Origin of the sequence: Lawsonibacter celer (genome assembly GCF_014281125.1) — a bacterium.
Classification (GTDB): Bacteria; Bacillota; Clostridia; order Oscillospirales; family Oscillospiraceae; genus Lawsonibacter_B; species Lawsonibacter_B celer.
In genome coordinates, this window is sequence record NZ_JACOEA010000006.1 from 100,136 (window position 1) to 116,816 (window position 16,681).

Consider the following 16,681-nt stretch of genomic DNA (forward strand, 5'->3'; position numbering starts at 1 on the left):
GGGTAATGTTATGGGACTGGATGGAGCAGGCCGGCGCACAGCCAGCCCGCCAGATGACCCGCACCTATATTGAAGGCGCAGGCGGAACGCAGCCGCTTCAGATGGGCCGCAGCGGCCAGCAGACGGCGCGGGGAGAGGGCGCTGGCCTGCCGGGCGGCCTCTTCGCGGAGTGGGTCGGCCTCATCCAAAGCCCCTGCGGCACAGAGCAGGGCGTCCCGCAGGAGCAGAATGGCCTCGTCCAACAGGGCGCTGAGCCGGTCTCTGTCCCATTTTTCCAGGGAAATGCACAGCTCCATAAGGCCACGCTCATCCTCCGCCGCCAGCAGGGAGAGCAGACGCCTGGCGGTATCTCCCGCCTGGCGGTCCGCCTCGCCCCCCTCCAGGGCGGCGGCGGCCCGGCCCAGCAGGCCCTCGCAGGAATCCGCCAGGGCGTGGAGCTGCGGGACGGGCTTGTCCGGGTACGCGGCCCGCAGCCAGGCCTCCGCCTGATCCGGGGTCACCGGGGAGAGGGCCAGGGCCTCGCATCGGGAGCGGACGGTGGGCAGAAGGGCGGCGGCATTGTCGGTGATGAGCAGAAAGGCCGCGTAGGCGGGGCCCTCCTCCAGCAGCTTAAGCATGGCGTTTTGCGCGCTGGCGTTCATGCTCTGGGCGTTGGAGAGCACATACACCTTCCGCTCTGCCTCGTTGGGGCGGATATAGGCGTCGGTGCGCATCTGGCGTACCTGGGTCACAGAGAGGTCCTTCCCGTCGTCCCCAACAGGGATGATGTCCGGGTGGACGCCCGCCCGGGCCTTTCGGCAGGCGGCGCACCGGCCGCAGGGGAGCCTGTCCCCCTGCCCGGCGCACACCAGGGCGGCGGAGAGAAGCTTTGCCAGCGTGTGGCGGCCTGAGCCGGGAGGGCCGCTGATGATGTAAGCGTGGGAGAGGCCTCTGTGGGCGGTCTGCAGCTCCAGCTGCCGCTTCAGGGGCGCGTTTCCGGCCAGAGCGGACAGGTCCAGCCCCAGGTCAGACCCGCTCAAAGCGCTCAATATCCACCACGAAGATGGTGGCGCCGCCCACGACCACCTCTACCGGCATGCTGGGATAGTAGCCATAGCTCATCTCAGAGGTGGTGGGGATCATCTGCTTACGGGAGTGGGACTGTTCTTTGATAATGTCAATCACGGTCTGGACCTTTTCTTCGTCCACACCGATGAGCACGGTGACGTTGCCGGCCATAAGAAAGCCGCCGGTGGTGGCCAGCTTGGTGGACGAAAAGCCGCGTTTCGTGAGCGCCTGGGTGACGGCGTTGGCGTCGTCGCGGTTGATAATGGCAAGGACAAGTTTCATAACAGACCCTCCTCAGGTAAAACCGGGGCGGCCCTCCGCGGAACACACCGATCCGCGGACGACCTGTACCTCTTCTCTCATATTATAACCGATGTCGTTCAAATATGCGACAGTTTTTTTCTCCAGCCGTTCCCCGGGCGCGGCGACGGGAATCCCGGGGGGGTAGGGGGCCACCTGCTGGGCCAGGATCCGGCCGACGCACTGGGAGAGGGCCAGGGCCTCCGCCGGGGCAAACAGGGCCTGGCGGGGGGAGAGGACTGCCTGGGGCAGGGGGGGAGGCGGCGGAAAGGCGCACTCCCCCCGGGGCAGGGCGTCCAGACCGGCGCGCAGCCGGGCAAATTCCGACGGGCCGTCGGCGCAGGACAGGATAAACACCACATGCCCCCGGTCGGCCATCTCCGGGTAGATCCCCTGGGCGGCAAGGCGGTCCTGGTCGGCAAAGCCGTCCGGAGAGCGGAGCACAAAGCGGGTTGGGTCCAGGGGGGCGTCGACCGGAGTCAGGGCGGGGTAGTAGGCCCGCAGGGAAGCGGTGCGCTCCGCCGCGCGGCGGTAAGCGGCGCCCCCCTCCTCCTCCATCCAGGCCCGGGTGGCGTCCAGGGCGGCCAGGAAGGGGAAGGAGGGGCTGGAGGTGCCAAAGAGGGCGGCAGTCCGACGCACCCGGGCCGGGTCAAAGGCCGCCGAGGAAAAGAGCAGGGCGGTCTGCCCCGGCGCAGGGAGGGTTTTATGGGCGGACACTACGGCCAGGTCGGCGGCAGAGAGGGCATAATCCCCCAAAAAAGGGAGATGGGCCCCGTGGGCCGCGTCCACAGCCAGGACCGCGCCGTGGGCGTGGGCAATCCGGGCCAGGGTGGGAATATCGGACAACACTCCGTAGTAAGTAGGCGAGGTAATACAGACCGTTTTGATGCCGGGGTGGAGGGACAGCTGCCGCTCCAGCTCCTCCGGGGCGATGGGGCCGGCCACGCCGGGGCCGCTCAGCCAGGGCCGCTCCAGAAAGACTGGGTACAGGTCCAGCAGCGCCAGGGCGTGGAACGCGGAGCGGTGGCATCCCCGGTCCAGGAGCACCTGCTCCCCCGGCCGGCAGGCCAGCGCCAGGGCAGTATGTACGCCCTGGGTGGAGCCCCCGGTGAGGAAAAAACAGTGGAAAAAGTGGAAAACCCGGGCCCAGAGGGCCTCGGCGGCCTCAATGGGTCCGCCGCCGGCGTACAGATCGCCAGTGGGGGGCAGCTCGGTCACATCCAGGGCGGCGAACCCCGCCAGCTCCGGCAGGGGGAGGGGCTTGCCCTTGTGCCCCGGCATATGCATCCGCAGGGGCTCTGCTCCGGCAAAGGCCCGCAGAGCGTCATAGAGAGGGGTGGATGACATAGGCGCCTCCTTTCGTGTGATTTGTTCCCGCGAGAGGTTTGTCGCCTCAGGGAGACGGAGGAATACGCTCCCGTGCGGGGGCCAAACCCATTTTCACCGGCTGCGCCGGTATAAAGAGTTTCTAAGCGGCCGAGCCGCTAAGAAGCCCTAAATTTTGACAGACCAAAAGAAACGGTTTTGGATGCCAAAGAGAAAGCCTGACGTTCATCTGATGTCATTGGCTTCTATGGCCGGCGCGCCCGTCAGGGCGACCTAGGAGCTTCCTTCGGCGGCTCGGCCGCCTTCCCTGGCATGGCAGACTCCCGTGAAGAGCGCTTCGCATAGTGTCCGCGCAACTGGGCTGTAAGGTCGTTCAAGCCGCAGGGTTGGACACAACGCATGGCACCTGTGGCGGCTCGTCTGCACTACGCAGAAGCAGCTGCTCACAGGTTTTGCGGTTTACATGCCGAGGGGCGGCAGCCGGATTTACAGCGGGCGCCGGACCGATACGAGCCCTGAGGGGTATAGGGTTTGCGGGCCGATTCAGCGGCACCGCCGCCCGACTCCCGGGGTCCAGGGGTCAAAACCCCTGGTTGTTTTCCCCCGGCTTTTGCAACTCAAAAGCCGGGCCCCCGGAGGGAGCCTCCCCACACGGGAGCGCAAACCTCCGTCTCCTTCGGGGAAGAGGCCCGATAGAACCTTACTCCTCGTCTAGTTTAAGCACTGCCATAAACGCCTCGGTGGGGATCTGAACAGAACCGAGGGAGCGCATCTTCTTTTTGCCCTCCTTCTGCTTTTCCAGCAGCTTTTTCTTGCGGGTGATGTCGCCGCCGTAGCACTTGGCCAGCACGTCCTTGCGCATGGCCCTGACCGTTTCCCGGGCAATGACCTTGCCGCCGATAGCAGCCTGAACGGGCACCTCGAAGAGTTGGCGGGGAATGTTCTCCTTGAGCTTTTCGCACAGCCGGCGGGCCCGGGGATAGGCCTTATCCTTGTGGGCGATAAAGGACAGGGCGTCCACCTGGTCGCCGTTGAGGAGCATATCCACCTTCACCAGCTCGGAGGGCTCATAGCGGTCCAGCTCGTAGTCCAGGGAGGCGTAGCCCTTGGTGCGGGCCTTCAGGGTGTCGAAGAAGTCGTAGATGATCTCGCCGATGGGCATGGAGTAGTGCAGCTCGGCCAGGTTGGTGTCCAGGTACTGCATATCCTTAAAGACGCCCCGGCGCTCCTGACACATGGGCATAATGTTGCCCACATAGTCCGGCGGGGTGACGATGGAGACCTTGGCATAGGGCTCCTCCGCGCTGGCGATCACCGCCGGATCCGGGTAGCTGTGGGGATTGTCCACCAGGACCACCGTGCCGTCGGTCTTGGTGATCTTGTAGATGACCGAGGGCAGGGTGGTGATCAGGTCCAGGTCGAATTCCCGCTCCAGCCGCTCCTGAATGATCTCCATGTGGAGCATGCCCAAAAAGCCGCAGCGGAAGCCGAAGCCCAGGGCGGCGGAGGACTCGGGCTCAAAGGACAGGGAGGCGTCGTTGAGCTGGAGCTTCTCCAGCGCGTCCCGCAGGTCGGGGTATTTGGAGCCGTCCTCGGTGTAGATGCCGCAGTATACCATGGCCCGGGCGGGGCGGTAGCCGGGCAGGGGCTCCGCCGCCGGGGCGGCGGAGCCGGTAACCGTGTCGCCCACCTGGGTGTCCTTCACGTTCTTGATGGAGGCGGTAAAGTAGCCCACCTCCCCGGCAATCAGCTCCTCACAGGGATCCAGCCCCAGGGGGAGCAGGTGGCCGCACTCCAGCACCTCGTACTGGGCGCCCGAGGCCATCATCTTCACCTTCATACCGGTTCGGATAGCGCCCTCCATAACACGGAAGTACACGATTACCCCCCGGTAGGCGTCGTACTGGCTGTCAAAAATCAGGGCCTTCAGGGGGGCGGAGGGGTCCCCCTTTGGGGCGGGGATGTGGCGGACAATATCCTCCAGGACCGCGTCGATGTTGATCCCCTGCTTGGCGGAGATTTCAGGGGCGTCCTGGGCGGGCAGGCCGATGATGTTCTCGATCTCATCCTTCACCCGCTGGGGGTCGGCGGCGGGGAGGTCAATCTTGTTGATGACCGGACGGATCTCCAGGTCGTGCTCCAGGGCCAGATAGGTGTTGGCCAGGGTCTGGGCCTCAATGCCCTGGGCGGCGTCCACAATGAGCACTGCCCCCTCACAGGCGGCCAGGGAGCGGCTGACCTCATAGTTGAAGTCCACATGGCCCGGGGTGTCGATGAGGTTGAGCTCATAGACATTACCGTCCTGGGCCTTGTAGTTGAGCCGGACAGCCCGGGCCTTGATGGTAATGCCCCGCTCTCGCTCCAGGTCCATGTTGTCCAGCAGCTGGGACTCCATTTCCCGCTGGGACACAGCGTCGCATTTCTCAATCAGCCGGTCAGACAGCGTGGATTTGCCGTGATCAATGTGGGCGATAATGGAAAAGTTGCGGATTTTGGATTGGTCGGTCATACGTCGGCACCTCCATAGGCAAAGCCACGCTGGGGCCCCGCAAGGCGGGGCGCGGCGAAAAGCCGAGTACAAGTATTTTGGCCGCCGGCCAAAATTTTGGCGCAGGCGGAATTCACTTCCGCCGAGCAGATGAAATCAAAAGGGGCCCCCGCGCGGCCGGCCGGCCGCGTGGGGAAGGATTTGCCATGATCGATGTGGGCGATAATGGAAAAGTTGCGGATTTTGGATTGGTCGGTCATAAATGAGTACCTCCATCGAGTATGAAAGCCCAGTCGGAGCCCGGCGGCGGAGCCAGCTGGGCGAGGACGGGCGGCGAACGAAGTGAGCCTGCCCGTTTACCGCTGGGCATTATGGGAGGAGAGCTGACGGTTCACCCGCTCTCCAGTGTTGTGGATGATCTGCAGAAGAGACTGGTACAGCCCGGGATAGCTCTCCATCAGCGCGTCGTTGTTCATGGTGGGGAAGCTCCCCTTTTCCTTCACATGGGCGGCCAGAGCGTCCACATATTCGGCCTCGGAGCAGATCATATCCGCAGTGGTGACGCCGGTGAGAAACTGCCGGGTGGGGACGGAGAAGAAGTCCTCATTCTGGGAGCCGTCCGCCCGATAGAGGTGGCGAAACAGCTTATAGACAGCGGTGCCCAGATACTGGGCGGCCGCCGTGATCGCGTCCTTCCGCCCGGTTTTGCCCAGCAGGTCAAAGAGCACTCCCACGGAGTTGACCAGCAGCTTTTTGTTCAGGGTTGCCATAATGGAACCGTGGAGCACATTATCCTTCTCGGTGGAATAGTCGTAGAGCTCGTCCGGAGAGACGATGGTAGTGCCGTCCCGGGAGAGGGTGCGGCCCAGCAGAAAGTCCGCCGATACATTATAGTAGTCACAGGCGCGGATCACAAAGGCGAGACCCGGCTCCCGCACGCCGTTTTCATAGTGGGAGAGCAGCGCCTGGCTGATGCCCAGGTCCTTGGCCGCCGCCCGCTGGGAAATCCCCTTTTCCTGGCGGAGGAGAGAGAGACAGCGGGAAAAATCAGAAGACATAGAACACACCTCAAATATCAAAACAGTGAGTATAGTATAGATGGCAAAATACCAAAAGTAAAGCATAAAATTTTCACGATTTTTTGTCTTTTGCCATTGTGGAATCTGGAAAGGGTGTTGTATAATGAATACATCATCAAGTGTTGTGAGAAAGCGAGAAGAAAGGGTAACTTTAATTTTTTTATGGAGGCGTAATTTTCCATGCATATGTTTCAAAAGCTGATCGAAACCCTGAAGGCCAGCCCCAAGCGGATTGTATTTACCGAGGGAACCGACCCCCGCATTCTGGAGGCCAGCGCCCGGCTGCTCTCCGGTACCTTCCTGAGCCCCATCCTGGTGGGCAATGTGGAGGAGGTCCACAAGGCAGCTGAGGAGGCCGGCTTCAATATCCGCGGCGCCCAGATCCTCGACCCCGCTACTTATGAGGGTATGGACAAGATGGTGGAGGCCATGATGGAGCTGCGCAAGGGCAAGATGACCGCCGAGGAGTGCCGCGACGCGCTGATGAAGGGGAACTACTTCGGCACCATGCTGGTCAAAATGGGCGAGGCGGACTGCCTTCTGGGCGGCGCCACCTACTCCACCGCCGACACGGTGCGCCCCGCGCTGCAGCTGATTAAAACCAAGCCCGACAACAAGATTGTCTCCTCCTGTTTTATTATGGTGCGTGAGGGCGTGGGCGATAACACCGTGCTGGCCATGGGCGACTGCGCCATTAACATCAAGCCCACCGAGGACGAGCTGGTGGAGATCGCCCTGGAGACCGCCAAGTGCGCCAAGATCTTCGGCATCGCCCCCAAGGTCGCCTTCCTGAGTTACTCCACTAAGGGCTCCGGCAAGGGCGAGGATGTGGACAAGATGCGCAACGCCTGTGCCAAAGCCAAGGCGGCCGCGCCCGATCTGGCCATCGACGGTGAGATGCAGTTTGACGCGGCCGTGTCCCCAAAGGTGGGCCAGCTGAAATTCCCCGGCTCCACGGTGGCGGGCTATGCCAACACCTTTATCTTCCCCGACATCAACGCTGGCAACATCGGCTACAAAATTGCCCAACGACTGGGCAATTTTGACGCCTACGGCCCCATCCTGCTGGGCCTGAACGCCCCCATCAACGACCTCTCCCGCGGCTGCAACGCCATGGAGGTCTATTCCATGGCCATCATCACCGCCGCGCTGGCGTAAAAGAAGCGCGGAGAAGCCGCCCGTCGCCGGAGGCTTCGCAGCGTGACAGCATTCGTATACACGAGAAGGGAGCGCCCTGCTGGGCGCTCCTTTTTTGTACTTCGATCGCCGGAGGCTATTCATTTTAAATATGGGCAAATATACCAAAAAATGTTTGACAAAAAAGGGGATTCCCTCTTTGCCAACAGCCCAGATAGGGGATTTAAAAACAGTGGAGCAGGAAGGGGCACAACATATCGTGTTGACGCAGTAGAAGCTGAGGATCATAGAGGGGTGGGAGGCCAGGGCTTGACTTAAAGCAGAAAAAAGTGTATCATTGCGTTTGTAACCATTTGTAATTATTTGTTTCCAGCCTATACGGCTTTGGTGGGCTGCGGGCGATGGAACAGAGGAAATGAGGAGGGATTTCGATATGGAAGAAATCCTGCATGCCCCGCAGCGTGGGGCGAGGTCGGAGGGCACGGCGCGGGGCGCTGCTGCGGATCTGCTCCGACGCCTGCGCTGCGGTATAGAGAACCAGGCGGCCAATGGATGGAAAATGGTCAATCCGGGCAGCTTTCTGGCTGTGGCCGCCGCGGTGGGGATCCTTTCGGTTCTGACGTCGGTGTATGCCACCGGCTGTGTGGTCTCCGTGGACGGGGTGCGCTTGGGCGCGGTAGCCAGCCAGGCGGACTTTGAGAAGGTTGTGGAGCGGGTAGAGGACCGGGCCACGCGGATCTTGGGCCATGACTACACGCTGGACCAGGAGATCACGTACGATACCGCCCTGCTGGAGCGGGATGAGATCGGACCGGCCAGCCGGTTTGAGACCGTTCTGTTTGACCAGATCGGCGAGGTGATGAAGAGCTATGTGCTCAAGGTGGACGGGCAGGTGATCGGCGCAGTGGAGGACGAGGCGGAGGTCACGGCCCTGCTGGACACCATCAAGGCCCCCTATATCAATGACGCCACCACCTCGGTGGAATTTACCTCCAATGTGGTGGTCAGCCACGAATACACCTCATCGGACGTCAATCAGGATGTAGCCGCTATGGAGGAGATCCTCACCGCCAACACCAATGGAGAGACGGTATATGAGGTCCAGGCGGGCGACACCTTTATGCAGATCGCCATTGACAACGGCATGACCATGCGGGAGCTGGAGGCGCTTAATCCCGATGTGGACGTGGACCGGATTTATATTGGACAGCTGCTGACGGTAAAGGAGGAGATCCCCTTCCTGTCGGTGCGCACGGTGGACCGGCTGACCTATGAGCAGGCCATTGAGTGCCCGGTGGAGCAGGTGGAGGACAGCTCGATGTATCAGGGTGACAGCAAGGTGCTGGACCCCGGTGTGGAGGGGCAGAGCCTGGTGACCGCTGATGTGATCTATGTCAACGGCAAGGAGCAGGAGCGGGATGTGGTGGAGACCACAGTCCTTTCCGAGCCCACGGCAAAGGTGATCGCGGTGGGCACCAAGGAGCGGCCCAGCTGGATGCCCAAGGGCTACTTCATCTGGCCGGTGTACGGCAACATCACCTCCTACTTCGGATACCGCTCCATCTTTGGCTCCTACAGCTACCACGGCGGGCTGGACATCGCGGCGCCCTACGGCACCGGGATTGCCGCCGCGGACGGCGGCACGGTGGTGTTTGCTGGAACGGCCAGCGGCTCCAACTGGAGCTACGGCAAGCTGGTAATTGTGGACCACGGGAACGGCAAGCAGTCCTATTACGGCCACTGTTCCAGTATCTTGGTTTCCGCCGGGGATCACGTCTACCAGGGGCAGACCATTGCCCGGGTCGGCTCCACGGGCCGCTCCACCGGGAACCACTGCCACTTTGAGGTGCGGATCAATGGCACCCGGGTCAACCCCCTGTCCTATCTGAACTGATAAGAAACGGACGCGCGGCTGCGCGTCCGTTTTTTTATTGCTCCGGGGGCTCGCTGCTCCGACGGTACATCTGCTGAAGATAGACCAGCTTTCTCCGCCGGTACCACACACAGTTGAACACATTGCCGAGGATCAGGATATTTCCGCAGAGATAAAGCCATACCAGCAGGATAATGATGGAGGTCAGGGACCCGTATACCAGGGAGTAACGGGAGGACATCCCCATAAACCAGGAGAACAGGACTGAGGCCGCCACCAGGGACACGGCGGCAATGGCTGCGCCGGCAAATACGGGAGGCCGGGGCCGCCCTCTGGGGGCGGACATCCTGTAGACCACCAGCACAAAGAAAAGCACCAGACAGAACAGGATGGGGAAGCGCAGCCACCGCCAGACGGAGAGCAGGGCACCAGTGTCCAGCCGGAGCAGGCGCTCCGCCATCTGGAGCAGCCATTCACCGGTAAACAGAACCACGATGGACAGGTAGATGGTGATGAGAAACAGAATGGAAAAGGCCACGCTGGCCAGAATCTGCCCGATGCCGTGGTAGCTCCTGCGCTCGTAAATATCCCCCATAATGTTCATCAGGGCCCGAAAAGCGGCGGAGGCGGAAAAGAGGATCATGACCACACCGGCCGCCAGCAGGGCGGAGGACTGATTGGTGGAAATATATTGAATATACTCCCCCAGAATGTCCAGCGTGCTCCGGGGCAGAAAGGGGGAGGCGGCGGAGAGGACCGCAGCAATGTCCAGATTCAGCAGACCGATAAAGGCGTTGATGCAGATGAGAAAGGGAAAAAAGGAGAGAATCAGAAAATAGGCCAGCTCAGCGGCGGAGCGGGCCACATGCTTGGAAAAATAGAGATCGGCAATCTCCAGTGCGAATTTTACCGGGGCGCGCCGCAGAAAGTCCTTCATACCCTCACCTCAGGAAAAGAATGGAAACAGTATACGACAGTTTGGCGGGCAATGCAAGAAGAAATGTCCGAAACGGGCCGGCAGGGGCGGCCCCCTGCTGAAAACAGCGGGAAAAAGCAAAAACCGCCTGCATATGCAGACGGTTTCATGTTGCCTCAGACGTTTTGCTTAGGCCAGCTTGTTCAGCTTAATGGTCATGCTGCTCTTCTTGTTCGCGGCGTTGTTCTTGTGCAGAAGCCCGTGACCCACAGCCTTATCGACCGCCTTGACGGCCACCTTGTAAGCGCCCTCGGCCTCGCTGCGGTTGCCTTCGGCCAGAGCGGCCTCAAACTTCTTGATGTCGGTCTTCAGCGCGGACTTTGCGGCCTTGTTCTGCATGGCCTTGGTCTTGTTCACCAGGACACGCTTCTTGGCAGACTTAATATTCGGCAAACCAAACACCTCCTCCGATGACGAAATCACTTCAATCATTGATAGTTTGCCCGTGCAGATTACTATTTTAACAGCCAAATGGTAAAAATGCAACTATTATTTTTGATTTTTTCCGTTTTTTTTTGCATAGGACGGCTGCTTGCGCAAAAAATAGCGGAAATAGCTCCAGGCAACACCACATATTGGGGTAGGGAGGCAGAACAAATGCTGAAACGGAGAACCGATCTGGCCGTGGAGGCCACGCAGTTATGGCGGGAGTCCGCCGGGGAAGAGACCAAGCTGGAGGGGGTGGAGGCCTGGGACGGGGAGCGGGAGGGCTTCCCCACCACTACGGTGCGCATTCTGGACGGCCGGGGCGTGGAGGCCCTGGGTAAGCCGGAGGGAACCTATGTGACCCTGGACCTGGCGGGGCTGGCCCGGCGGGAGGAGGACGCCTTTGGCCGGGCGGCCCGGGCTCTGGCCGCGGAGCTGCAGGCTTTGCTGGGACTGCCCGAGGGGGCCAGCGCGCTGGTGGTTGGGCTGGGCAACCGGGCCATTACGCCGGATGCGGTGGGACCGGGCGCGGTGGACCACACCCTGGTGACCCGGCATCTGGTGGAACAGGTGCCGGAGCACTTTGGACACTTCCGCCCGGTGGCCGCTCTGGCTGCCGGGGTGCTGGGCACCACAGGCATGGAGAGCGGGGAGCTGATTGCCGCTGTGGTGGAAAAGATCCGCCCCGCCTGCGTGATTGCGGTGGATGCCCTGGCCTCCCGGAGCCTGAAACGGCTGTGTTCCACCGTGCAGCTGACCGACACGGGCATTGTGCCCGGATCCGGGGTGGGCAACGCCCGGGCGGCCCTGAACCGGGAGACCCTGGGGGTGCCGGTGGCCGCCATCGGGGTGCCCACGGTGGTAGACGCGGCCACCCTGGCCGCCGACGTGCTGGCCGAGGCCGGGCGGGACGACCTGGACCCGGAGGCGCTGCAGGGGGCGGGAAAGGGGTTGATCGTTACCCCCAAGGACATTGATGCCCGCACCGCCGACATGGCCAAGGTCATCGGCTTTGGGGTAAATCTAGCCCTCCAGACCGGGCTGACGGCGGAGGACGTGGAGATGCTGCTCAGCTGAGGCGATGACCTGCGCGTCAGCGCTTCGCCGCGATAAGCGGCGGAGCCCGACGGAATTCATTTCCGGCGGGCGATCAAATAAAAGGAGACGGGGCCCCCGTGGAATACGCAGTATTTCATGGGGACATCGGCTTTGGGGTAAATCTAGCCCTCCAGACCGGGCTGACGGCGGAGGACCTGGAGATGCTGCTCAGCTGAGCGGGCCGGGGGCTTGACGGCCATGGAAAAAGATGATAGAATACTCCACAGTATCAGCGATGACCGGGAGGAGTAGGCGCCCACACCCAGCGGCAGAGAGGAATCGGACGGTGAGAGATTCCCTGGGGAGACGCCCAAGGCGCCTGTGAGCTGCGGGGCGGAAATGCCCCGCCGGCGTCCCGCCGTTAGGGGGAGAAGAGTGCGCGGCAGCCAGCCGCGAATTCAGGTGGAACCACGGACAATTTTGTTCGCCCTGAGCCGAAAACCGGCTCAGGGCGTTTTTTGCGCGCTGAGCCAACCATTTGGAAGGAGTGCATCCCTATGAAGAACACGGAAAAGACCATGGACAAAATCGTTGCCCTGTGCAAGGGCCGCGGCTTTGTCTACCCCGGCAGCGAGATCTACGGCGGCCTGGCCAACTCCTGGGATTACGGCCCCCTGGGTGTGGAGCTGAAGAACAATGTCAAGCGGGCCTGGTGGAAGAAGTTTGTGCAGGAGTCCGCCTACAACGTGGGCCTGGACGCGGCCATTTTGATGAACCCCGAGGTGTGGGTGGCCTCCGGCCATGTGTCCACCTTCAACGACCCGCTGATCGACTGCAAGGCCTGCAAGATGCGCCACCGTGCCGACAAGCTCATTGAGAACTGGTGCGCCGAGCAGGAGCGCACCGACGTGAACGTGGAGGCCATGACCAACGACGAGCTGGTGGCCTTCATCCGGGACAACGGCGTCACCTGCCCCGGCTGCGGCAAGGCCGATTTCACCGACATCCGCAAATTCAACCTGATGTTTAAGACCCACCAGGGTGTCACCGAGGACTCCTCCACCGAGGTGTACCTGCGGCCCGAGACCGCCCAGGGCATCTTTGTCAACTTCCCCGCCATCCAGCGCACCACCCGCAAGAAGCTGCCCTTCGGCGTGTGCCAGGTGGGCAAGAGCTTCCGCAACGAGATCACCCCGGGCAACTTCATCTTCCGCATCCGGGAGTTTGAGCAGATGGAGCTGGAGTTCTTCTGCCAGCCGGGCACCGACCTGGAGTGGTTTGAGTACTGGCGCAATTTCTGCCATGAGTGGCTGCTGAGCCTGAACATCAAGGACGAGAACCTGCGCCTGCGCGACCATGAGAAGGAGGAGCTGGCCTTCTACTCTAAGGCCACCACGGACTTCGAGTTCATGTTCCCCTTCGGCTGGGGTGAGCTGTGGGGTGTGGCCGACCGGACCGACTACGATCTCAAGCAGCACCAGGAGCACTCGGGCAAGGACCTGACCTATTTTGACCAGGAGAAGAACGAGCACTATATCCCCTATGTCATCGAGCCCTCCCTGGGCGCGGACCGGGTGACCCTGGCCTTCCTGGTGGAGGCCTATGACGAGGAGGTAGTGGACGCGGAGAAGAACGACGTGCGCACCGTCATGCGCTTCCACCCCGCTCTGGCCCCCTTCAAGTGCGCGGTGCTCCCCCTGTCCAAGAAGCTGGGCGGCAAGGCCCTGGAGCTGCGCGACGCCCTGGCCAGGGACTTTATGGTGGACTATGACGACGCGGGCAGCATCGGCAAGCGCTACCGCCGCCAGGACGAGATCGGAACCCCCTTCTGCATCACCGTGGACTTCCAGACCGTGGGCAGCGAGAGCGAGGAGGCCGACCACTGTGTCACCATCCGCGACCGGGACACCATGGAGCAGGTGCGCGTGCCCATTGACCAGGTAAAGGCCTGGCTTACGGAGAGGATCGCGTTTTAAGCCGTGAAATTGCAGGACCCCGTGCTCCCCACTGTCCCGGCGGGGGGCGCAGATCTTCTGACCTGCCTGCGCGCCGCCCGGGAAGAGGAGGACGAGGTGCGGGGAACCCTGTTTGAAGGAGCCGTGCTCACCGGTGGGGACCTGTACGCCGCAGCCCTGCGGGGCTGCATTCTGCGCCGGTGCCGCTTGGTGGAGTGCGACCTGCGCCGGTGTCAGTTTGAGGACGTGCTGTTGGAGGAGTGCGATTTTTCCGGCAGCCGCCTGGATGAATGCCGGTGGAGCCGCTGCGTCTTTCAGGGCGGCAAGGCGGTGGGCGCCTCCTTCCAGGGGGCCGGGCTGTGGCATGTGCGCTTTGCGGACAGCGCCCTGGGGTACGCAAATTTTTCCGGCGCCGGCCTGAGATGGGCGAGGGTGACGGACTGCGACCTGTCGGCGGCGGTGCTCAGCGGGTGCCGCTGGAAGGGGCTGTCCCTGGAGCGCTGCCGCCTGACCGGGGCCAACCTCTTCCGCACCAGCCTGGGCGGGCTGGACCTGTCCTCCTGTCAGCTGGAGGGGCTGATCCTCTCAGAGCGTGGGGATGAGCTGCGGGGCGCGGTGGTGGGTCTGGCCCAGGCGGCCCAGCTGGCCAAGCGGCTGGGGATCATCATCAAGGAAGAACAGGAAAGACCGCCGGAGCGGCCCTAAGCGGGGCCGCCGGCGGTCTTTAGCGTTTCTCTTGGTCCAGCTGTTCCAGATGGGCTTTGAGAACTTGATTGATATAACTGGAGAGAGGTCGATCATCCTGCTCAGCCAGCTGTCGGATTCGCTCGAGCGTTGGCTCATCCAACGTAATACTGACTTTTACTTTGAGCGGTTTCATTTACCTCACCCCAAGTCAATATACCATTTTGTAGGACGGAATATTAATGAATCGCCTTAAGTAGGATAAAATCCTACTGAGGTGGGAGTATGTATACCAACGAATTTGAGGAGGCCTTCTCCAGCTTTCTGGAGCGGCACGAGTACGACGAGGCGGAGAATTACCTCTTTTTAATGGTCCGGCTGGCCTTTTCCGCCGGGTGGCAGGCCGCCGGGGGCGCGCCGCCCAAGGCCGAGCGCCTGTTTGAACTGATCCGGCCCCCCAAAGAGAAAGAACCCGCGGAGCAATAGCTCCGCGGGTTTTGTCTGCAAAAGAGCGGGGGTCCGAGCTTACTCCTCTTCCCTGGCGGTGACCTGGATGTTCAGCTCGTCCAGCTGGGCCTGGGTGACGAAGGACGGCGCGCCCATCATCAGATCCTGGGCGTTCTTGTTCATGGGGAAGGGGATAATCTCCCGGATGGACTCCTCCCCGGCCAGGAGCATGACCATGCGGTCCACGCCGGGGGCGATGCCCGCGTGAGGGGGCGCGCCGTAGGTGAAGGCGTTATACATGGCCGGGAACTTGGCCCTCACGTCGTCCTCGCCCAGGCCCACCAGCTGGAAGGCCTCCACCATGATCTCCGGGTCGTGGTTGCGCACCGCGCCGGAGGAGAGCTCCACGCCGTTGCACACCAGGTCGTACTGGTCGGCGGTGATGGTGAGGGGGTCCACCTGGCCCGCGGCGGCCTGCTTGAGCACCTCCAGCCCGCCGGCGGGCATGGAGAAGGGGTTGTGACAGAACTCCAGCTTGCCGGACTCCTCCCCGATCTCGTACATGGGGAAGTCCACAATCCAGCAGAACTCGTAGCGCTCCCTGTCCATATGGTGGGGGCAGAAGGCGCCCAGCTTGGCGCGCAGCACGCCCGCGGTCTTTTGGGCGGTGAGCAGCCTGCCCGCGGCGAGGCCCACAAAGGTGTTGGGCTGCAGGCCCAGGGCGGCGATCACCTGCTCCTTGATGGGCTGGACAAACTTGGAGATGCCGCCCACCAGCTCGCCGTTCTCGTCCAGGCGGAACCAGTAGGCCTTTTCCCCGGTCTGGACCTCCACCTCGGCACACAGCTTGTCAATCTGCTTGCGGGTGCCCTCAAAGCCGGAGACCACCACGGCTTTGACCACATTGCCCTCAAAGGGGCCGAAGCCGCAGCCGCCCAGCAGCTCGGTGGCGTCGGTAAGGGTCAGGTCAATACGCAGGTCGGGCTTGTCCGAGCCGTACTTGTCCATGGCTTCCAGGTAGGGGATGCGCCGGAAGGGGGCGGTGGAGGCGGTATGGTACAGGCCGTACTGGGCAAAAATGGGGGGGAACACGTCCTCAATGACGGCGAACACGTCGTCCTGACCGGCAAAGGCCATCTCCATGTCCAGCTGATAGAACTCGCCGGGGGAGCGGTCGCCCCGGGCGTCCTCATCCCGGAAACAGGGGGCGATCTGGAAGTACTTGTCAAAGCCGGAGGCCATCAGCAGCTGCTTGAACTGCTGGGGGGCCTGGGGCAGGGCATAGAACTTGCCCGGATGCTTGCGGCTGGGCACCAGGTAGTCCCGGGCCCCCTCGGGGGAGGAGGCGGTGAGGATGGGGGTGGTAATGTCCAGGAAGCCGTGCTCGATCATGGACCGGCGCAGGGCGGCGATGACGTTGCAGCGCAGGACGATGTTCTTCTTCAGCTCCGGGTTGCGCAGGTCCAGGTAGCGGTGCTTCAGCCGGACGGACTCGTCCGCCTCCCGGCTGCGGTTGATCTGGAAGGGCAGCTCATTGTGGCGGCAGTGGCCCAACACCTCCACGGCGGAGGGGACCACCTCAATGTCGCCGGTGGGCAGCTTGGGGTTCTTGGAGTCCCGCTCCCGCACCACGCCGGTGACCTGGACCGTGGACTCCCGGTTGAGGGCCTTGAAGCTGCGCACCTGCGCCTCGCTCTCGCACACCACCTGGGTGGTGCCGTAAAAGTCCCGCAGGATCACAAAAGCCAGGGAGCCGGACACCTCCCGGATATTCTCCAGAAAGCCCGCCAGGGTGACGGTCTGCCCCACATGCTCCATGCGCAGCTCCCCACAGGTGTGGGTGCGGTAGAGCGTGTTCTCATTCGCCATAAAATCAACTCCAATTAGTATAATTAAAATAAAATA

15 protein-coding genes and 1 other annotated feature are annotated in these 16,681 nt (G+C 62.2%); of the genes, 6 read left to right on the plus strand and 9 right to left on the minus strand.

Annotated features, from left to right (window positions below; translation table 11 throughout):
* Window positions 1-8: 8 nt before the first annotated feature.
* The 6 genes from H9Q75_RS10380 to H9Q75_RS10405 all read right to left on the minus strand — a co-directional run bounded on the left by H9Q75_RS10380 (window position 9) and on the right by H9Q75_RS10405 (window position 6,219).
* Entirely contained in the window at window positions 9-1,019 is a 1,011-nt protein-coding gene (locus H9Q75_RS10380; RefSeq protein WP_243200792.1) for a DNA polymerase III subunit, read from the minus strand.
* Window positions 1,006-1,329 carry a cyclic-di-AMP receptor gene (locus H9Q75_RS10385; protein WP_186566810.1) on the minus strand — a complete coding sequence of 108 codons (324 nt, stop codon included), beginning with the start codon at window positions 1,327-1,329 and terminating at the stop codon, window positions 1,006-1,008. The genes H9Q75_RS10380 and H9Q75_RS10385 overlap by 14 nt, the downstream gene beginning before the upstream one ends.
* Before the next feature lie 12 nt (window positions 1,330-1,341).
* Window positions 1,342-2,694, minus strand: a complete 1,353-nt coding sequence (locus H9Q75_RS10390) for an aminotransferase class I/II-fold pyridoxal phosphate-dependent enzyme (protein ID WP_186566812.1) — start codon at window positions 2,692-2,694, stop codon at window positions 1,342-1,344.
* 679 nt (window positions 2,695-3,373) lie between these two features.
* A complete protein-coding gene (gene lepA, locus H9Q75_RS10395) occupies window positions 3,374-5,182 on the minus strand; it encodes a translation elongation factor 4 (protein ID WP_186566814.1) in 1,809 nt (602 codons plus the stop codon).
* A complete protein-coding gene (locus H9Q75_RS10400) occupies window positions 5,179-5,421 on the minus strand; it encodes a hypothetical protein (protein ID WP_186566816.1) in 243 nt (80 codons plus the stop codon). Before H9Q75_RS10400 ends, lepA begins: the two co-directional genes overlap by 4 nt.
* Before the next feature lie 96 nt (window positions 5,422-5,517).
* The gene (locus tag H9Q75_RS10405) at window positions 5,518-6,219 is read right to left on the minus strand and encodes a helix-turn-helix domain-containing protein (protein ID WP_186566818.1); all 702 of its coding nucleotides are present in this window, start codon (window positions 6,217-6,219) and stop codon (window positions 5,518-5,520) included.
* Window positions 6,220-6,426: 207 nt separating this feature from the next.
* Between H9Q75_RS10405 and pta the strand changes: the two genes are divergently transcribed.
* On the plus strand, window positions 6,427-7,398 hold the full coding sequence (pta, locus tag H9Q75_RS10410; RefSeq protein ID WP_341480939.1) for a phosphate acetyltransferase: 972 nt from the start codon (window positions 6,427-6,429) through the stop codon (window positions 7,396-7,398).
* Between the two features lie 412 nt (window positions 7,399-7,810).
* Entirely contained in the window at window positions 7,811-9,271 is a 1,461-nt protein-coding gene (locus tag H9Q75_RS10415; protein ID WP_243200793.1) for a peptidoglycan DD-metalloendopeptidase family protein, read from the plus strand.
* Window positions 9,272-9,305: 34 nt separating this feature from the next.
* Here H9Q75_RS10415 and H9Q75_RS10420 read toward each other — a convergent pair whose 3' ends face one another.
* Together H9Q75_RS10420 and rpsT are read right to left on the minus strand one after the other, a co-directional pair.
* Window positions 9,306-10,187 carry a YihY/virulence factor BrkB family protein gene (locus H9Q75_RS10420; protein ID WP_186566823.1) on the minus strand — a complete coding sequence of 294 codons (882 nt, stop codon included), beginning with the start codon at window positions 10,185-10,187 and terminating at the stop codon, window positions 9,306-9,308.
* A gap of 168 nt (window positions 10,188-10,355) precedes the next feature.
* Complete coding sequence (rpsT, locus tag H9Q75_RS10425; protein WP_186566825.1) at window positions 10,356-10,619, minus strand: 30S ribosomal protein S20; 264 nt, start codon at window positions 10,617-10,619, stop codon at window positions 10,356-10,358.
* Between the two features lie 204 nt (window positions 10,620-10,823).
* Here rpsT and gpr point away from each other — a divergent pair, with 204 nt between their 5' ends.
* The 4 genes from gpr to H9Q75_RS10450 all read left to right on the plus strand — a co-directional run bounded on the left by gpr (window position 10,824) and on the right by H9Q75_RS10450 (window position 14,815).
* Window positions 10,824-11,729 (plus strand): GPR endopeptidase, encoded by a 906-nt coding sequence (gene gpr / locus H9Q75_RS10430; protein WP_186566827.1) that lies wholly within the window; start codon window positions 10,824-10,826, stop codon window positions 11,727-11,729.
* A 247-nt stretch (window positions 11,730-11,976) separates the two neighbouring features.
* Window positions 11,977-12,185: a binding site (T-box leader), on the plus strand.
* A gap of 62 nt (window positions 12,186-12,247) precedes the next feature.
* Window positions 12,248-13,666, plus strand: coding sequence for a glycine--tRNA ligase (locus H9Q75_RS10435; RefSeq protein ID WP_186566829.1), 1,419 nt, complete (start codon window positions 12,248-12,250; stop codon window positions 13,664-13,666).
* Window positions 13,667-13,669: 3 nt separating this feature from the next.
* Entirely contained in the window at window positions 13,670-14,350 is a 681-nt protein-coding gene (locus tag H9Q75_RS10440; protein WP_186566831.1) for a pentapeptide repeat-containing protein, read from the plus strand.
* 264 nt (window positions 14,351-14,614) lie between these two features.
* On the plus strand, window positions 14,615-14,815 hold the full coding sequence (locus H9Q75_RS10450) for a hypothetical protein (RefSeq protein ID WP_186566835.1): 201 nt from the start codon (window positions 14,615-14,617) through the stop codon (window positions 14,813-14,815).
* A 39-nt stretch (window positions 14,816-14,854) separates the two neighbouring features.
* Here the strand turns inward: H9Q75_RS10450 and aspS are convergent, their stop codons facing one another.
* Window positions 14,855-16,645 (minus strand): aspartate--tRNA ligase, encoded by a 1,791-nt coding sequence (gene aspS / locus H9Q75_RS10455; protein ID WP_186566837.1) that lies wholly within the window; start codon window positions 16,643-16,645, stop codon window positions 14,855-14,857.
* Window positions 16,646-16,681: the final 36 nt, after the last annotated feature.

Excerpts from the sequence above, each read along its gene's own strand:
- H9Q75_RS10385 (WP_186566810.1), bottom strand. The coding sequence starts at position 1,329 with ATGAAACTTGTCCTTGCCATTATCAACCGCGACGACGCCAACGCCGTC.
- H9Q75_RS10390 (WP_186566812.1), bottom strand. The coding sequence starts at position 2,694 with ATGTCATCCACCCCTCTCTATGACGCTCTGCGGGCCTTTGCCGGAGCA.
- lepA (WP_186566814.1), bottom strand. The coding sequence starts at position 5,182 with ATGACCGACCAATCCAAAATCCGCAACTTTTCCATTATCGCCCACATT.
- H9Q75_RS10400 (WP_186566816.1), bottom strand. The coding sequence starts at position 5,421 with ATGACCGACCAATCCAAAATCCGCAACTTTTCCATTATCGCCCACATC.
- H9Q75_RS10405 (WP_186566818.1), bottom strand. The coding sequence starts at position 6,219 with ATGTCTTCTGATTTTTCCCGCTGTCTCTCTCTCCTCCGCCAGGAAAAG.
- pta (WP_341480939.1), top strand. The coding sequence starts at position 6,427 with ATGTTTCAAAAGCTGATCGAAACCCTGAAGGCCAGCCCCAAGCGGATT.
- H9Q75_RS10415 (WP_243200793.1), top strand. The coding sequence starts at position 7,811 with ATGGAAGAAATCCTGCATGCCCCGCAGCGTGGGGCGAGGTCGGAGGGC.
- H9Q75_RS10420 (WP_186566823.1), bottom strand. The coding sequence starts at position 10,187 with ATGAAGGACTTTCTGCGGCGCGCCCCGGTAAAATTCGCACTGGAGATT.
- gpr (WP_186566827.1), top strand. The coding sequence starts at position 10,824 with ATGCTGAAACGGAGAACCGATCTGGCCGTGGAGGCCACGCAGTTATGG.
- H9Q75_RS10435 (WP_186566829.1), top strand. The coding sequence starts at position 12,248 with ATGAAGAACACGGAAAAGACCATGGACAAAATCGTTGCCCTGTGCAAG.
- H9Q75_RS10450 (WP_186566835.1), top strand. The coding sequence starts at position 14,615 with ATGTATACCAACGAATTTGAGGAGGCCTTCTCCAGCTTTCTGGAGCGG.
- aspS (WP_186566837.1), bottom strand. The coding sequence starts at position 16,645 with ATGGCGAATGAGAACACGCTCTACCGCACCCACACCTGTGGGGAGCTG.